At 60.7% G+C, this 3866-nt stretch carries 5 protein-coding genes; 2 read left to right on the forward strand and 3 right to left on the reverse strand.

Features of this window, described 5'->3' with window-relative positions; translation table 11 throughout:
* Nucleotides 1–5 precede the first annotated feature (5 nt).
* Nucleotides 6–209 (forward strand): glutaredoxin domain-containing protein, encoded by a 204-nt coding sequence (locus tag CXY75_RS00315; RefSeq protein ID WP_104080912.1) that lies wholly within the window; start codon nt 6–8, stop codon nt 207–209.
* 106 nt (nt 210–315) lie between these two features.
* Here CXY75_RS00315 and CXY75_RS20195 read toward each other — a convergent pair whose 3' ends face one another.
* Nucleotides 316–855: a hypothetical protein gene (locus CXY75_RS20195; protein ID WP_233201640.1), complete on the reverse strand. Its 540-nt coding sequence runs from the start codon at nt 853–855 to the stop codon at nt 316–318.
* 392 nt (nt 856–1247) lie between these two features.
* On the opposite strand from CXY75_RS20195, the gene CXY75_RS00330 reads away from it, so the two are divergent.
* Nucleotides 1248–1958, forward strand: coding sequence for an SOS response-associated peptidase (locus CXY75_RS00330; protein ID WP_104080909.1), 711 nt, complete (start codon nt 1248–1250; stop codon nt 1956–1958).
* Between the two features lie 609 nt (nt 1959–2567).
* On the opposite strand, the gene CXY75_RS00335 is transcribed toward CXY75_RS00330, so the two are convergent.
* Nucleotides 2568–3335 carry a response regulator transcription factor gene (locus CXY75_RS00335; protein WP_233201641.1) on the reverse strand — a complete coding sequence of 256 codons (768 nt, stop codon included), beginning with the start codon at nt 3333–3335 and terminating at the stop codon, nt 2568–2570.
* A gap of 88 nt (nt 3336–3423) precedes the next feature.
* Nucleotides 3424–3866 (reverse strand): HAMP domain-containing sensor histidine kinase (locus CXY75_RS00340; protein WP_199182308.1); only part of this gene is annotated, 443 nt, incomplete at its 5' end.

Here is a 3866-nt window from a genome sequence, read left to right on the forward strand (position 1 = left end):
GCACGATGACCTACCGAGCACTCGACAAAGCAGGTGTGACCTACACAGTCGTCGACGTGACCGAGAACGCAGCAGCTCTCGAGTATGTTTCTGAAGACCTGGGCTACAGTTCGGCGCCGATCGTGGTCGTCGACGAGCACAACCACTGGGCCGGGTTCCGGCCCGACCGTATCGCCGCCTTGGCACAGAGCAGAGCCCTCGACGCGTAAGCCCAGCGCGAGACCCGGCGCAGGATCCTGCGCCGCACAGTCAACGCCCCTGGCCGTCCTCTCTCCCGGCCAGGGGCGGTTCTCAATCGTCGGAGCACACAACAAATCAGATGTTTATCTGATGTAGTGTCTGGGTATGAGGACTGCGACGTTCACCGACCTTCTGCGAAAGCCCAAAGAGGTTCTGGCGCACATTGACGAGGGCCAGGTTCGGATTACGCGCCGTGATGGTGACGATCTCGTGATTCTTCGTGGTCACGATCTCGACGTCCTCGAGAAGGGTGTTGCGCTGTCGAGCCGTCTGATCCGCGCGATCGGCCGGAATAAGGGCGACATGGCAGCTGCGCTGACTGATCTTTTCGCGTGGACGGGGGAGTTCACTCCGGGGGAGTTGCGCGCGTACGCTGCCGAGATTGAGCAGCTTGTCTATGCCGCCAGTGAGCTGGGCACGTTTGAGCGGCTGCTGCGTGCGCAGCAGGAGTGGAAGGAAACGGCCGTGGCTTATGCGATGGGTATGAGACCTGTCGAGCCCGTCGAGCTGCCGGCCGCCCCTGTCCGCGTTAATCGCCCGTAGATGGCGGGGAAGCGCGGCGTTTTCGGTTCCGCGACCGGTCAAGGGCACCGAGTACGAGATCTTCTTCGGCAACACCGCAGCCGAACGTGGGTGGACTGATCTGAAGGCGTCCGCGAAGAATGCCCTCGCCGATGCTCATGACTATCTCACCGCTCATCCTGGGCAGTACGATCCGGATCGGTGCTACCAACTCCGAGGAGATCTCTCAACGGTCCTAGTCGATGGGGTGACCTTGCCGCAGTGGCAGTACAAAGTCGCGGACGGGTTCGGCTTTGGTATGCCGTTGACGAGCCCAATGCGAAGGTAAAGAAACCGGGACGCGTGGTCATCACGAAAGCCGCGACTGGCCATCCCAACGAGACGGACTCGACGAAGAACTTCCGTTAGCCGGCCCGCGATCGCCATCAGGGAGTGCATCGCATGGGGGCTGGGCAGCAGGGGTCGACTGGCTGTAACGTCGCATCATGTGCGGCAGACTTGTTGTCTCAAATACAACCAGCGAACTCGTGAGCGTCTTCGACGCGGCCGGGGGAGACTTCCACGACTGGCACCCCAGCTGGAACATCAAGCCCACCCAAACGGTCCCTGCCGTCATCCACTCCGCCGCTGGCGGCGATGAAGCCGTGCGCCGGCTGGAGCCGGCACGGTGGTCCCTCACTCCGTCCTGGTCGAAGGAGCTCAAAACGAAGTTCCCGACATTCAATGCCAGGGCAGAAGGCATCACCGAGAAGGCGACATGGCGCGGCTCCATCAAAACACACCGCGCCCTCGTGCCGACGACGGGCTACTACGAGTGGCAGACCGACTCCACCACGAAGAAGAAGACCCCGTTCTACATCCACCACCCCGATGATGAGCGCCTGGCCTTCGCCGGCCTGTACTCCTGGTGGAAGGATCATTCGAAAGCTGACGACGATTCGATCCTCTGGACTCTCACCGCCACCATCCTCACCTCAAGCGCCATTGACGAGCTCCTCCACATTCACGACCGAAACCCCGTTCCACTCCCGAAGGACTGGTGGGACGACTGGCTGAACCCCGAACTGACCGGCGACCAACACCTCGTCGACGCAGCCGTACAGGCTGCGCTACCCGTCGCGGCAGCCCTCGAAATCGTTCGGGTCTCACCCCTCCCCGCACAAGGAGACGGGCCAGAGCTCACCCGGGCAACGTAGAAGACCCAACAGATCACGGAGTGAAAATGACTCGTCGAGGCTGCGACGCTGAAAACGGGTCCCTGCGCTGGCTTCCTGCTTGTGGTCAGATGTTGCCCAGCATGTCGATCGCCGCAGCCCAGGGATACCCTTCGATGGCTTTCTCAAAAGTCGGTGCCGCTACCCGCTCAGCGAACACCTTTTTCGTGGTCATGTCGAATAAGTGCACTGCGCACATAGTGGTCGCCGGCTCGATGAAGAACTCCAAGCGCACGGCGTGGTGTGAGCTGCTGCGGATATCTCGGACAGTGATCGCCCGGATTCAGGACAACCTCCGAAGAAGTGTCAGTCGATGCGTGAGTCACACCGAACAACGGCCTAGTTCCATCATCACCGTGACGGCGTTGTGGGTTGTTATCGGTTCTGGGTTGTCTCTGTTGGTGACGAGTTGTTGTGATGCGATCGCGGTGTTGATGCCCTCGATAAAGGTCAATTCCGGGACCATGCTTGGTAGGGGGCGTTGTCGAAGCTGAGCAGTCAGGCTTGCTTTACCGTGCGGTGTTCGCGGACGCGTTCCGGCCTGGTTCGAACTTTCGCGTATTGGCGGATGTTCTGCGTGGCGTGTACGGGTTAGAGGGGGTTATTGGCGAGTCGGTATCCGACTCCGTGTACTGTTTCGATGCGGTTGGTGGGTCCGATTTTTTTGCGCAGGTTGGCTACGTGCACCTCAAGGGAGCGCTTGTCGGCGGGCGTTAGGAGTCCGCTCGTGTGTTTGTTGCTGCGTATCTCGTGGATCAGGTTGGTTTTGCTGTGGACTTGGTTGGTGGGCTGGAACAGTTGTGCGAGCAGGTCGAATTCACTGCGGGTGAGCACAACGGATGCTCCGTCCACTTCTACTATGCGCTGTGCCTTGTCGAGGCGTAGGCCGTCGTGGTGTAACCATCTGCGTGATTCGAGCTGTGGCGTGTTTTCGAACGGCGTTGGCGTCGGCGTTGGGGTCGATGTGGCCGGGTGGAGTCCGGCCACGGTTGACGTTCGCCGTAGTACTGCGTCGATGCGGGCGCGCAGTTCGCCGATGCGAAATGGTTTGGCGACGAAGTCGTCGGCGCCGGCGTTGAGGCCGCGTACGACGTCGATCTCGTCGAAGCAGGCCGAGATCATGATGATGCTGCTCGCGGTGATGTGGCGTATGCGTTTGAGGGTTTCGAAGCCGTCCATGCCGGGCATGTTCACGTCGAGGGTTGTGAGTGTCGGCGCATGAACTTGGACGAGCTCGATACCTTCAGCGCCTGTGCTGGCGAGCTTCACGGTGAAGCCGGCCTGGATGAGGATCGCCGCGATCACTTCGCCGACATCAGCGTCGTCTTCGATGACGACTGCGATGCGATCAGTGTTCACGCTACCCCCCTCCGGTTTGCTCTGTCCGCTCACTCTACCTAAGCCGTTCCAGTACGTGAAAGCGGGAACAATGTTGTTTCACGGGTGCTTATGCAACAATTTGCTCACTTTCGTGACCAGGCTGCGTCACCACGTCCTCGTGATCAGAAAGTGCGAGCGGTAGGGTCAATTCGAACTTGCTGCCGCGCGTCGATGACTCGACTAGGCGCAGGTCGCCGCCGTGGCGCCGTGCAAGGTCACGGCTGATGCCCAGGCCCAGCCCTGAGCCGTCTTGCGACGAGAGCCGCGCCGACTCGGTGCGATAGTACGGCTCGAATACCCGTGCGTAGTCGTCGGGAGCGATGCCGCATCCGCTGTCAGTTACGGCGAAGGTTACCGTGGTGGCCGTGCGGGTTTCGCTCACGACCACCGTGCCGCCGACCCGGTTGTATTTGATGGCATTGGTCAGCAGGTTGTCGAATACCTGCCGAATGCGATTGGGGTCGACGTCGGCCCAGAGTGTGTCGGAGGCGATCACGTTGATCGACACGC

Origin of the sequence: Cryobacterium sp. Y11, assembly GCF_002929535.1 — a bacterium.
Classification (GTDB): Bacteria; Actinomycetota; Actinomycetes; order Actinomycetales; family Microbacteriaceae; genus Cryobacterium.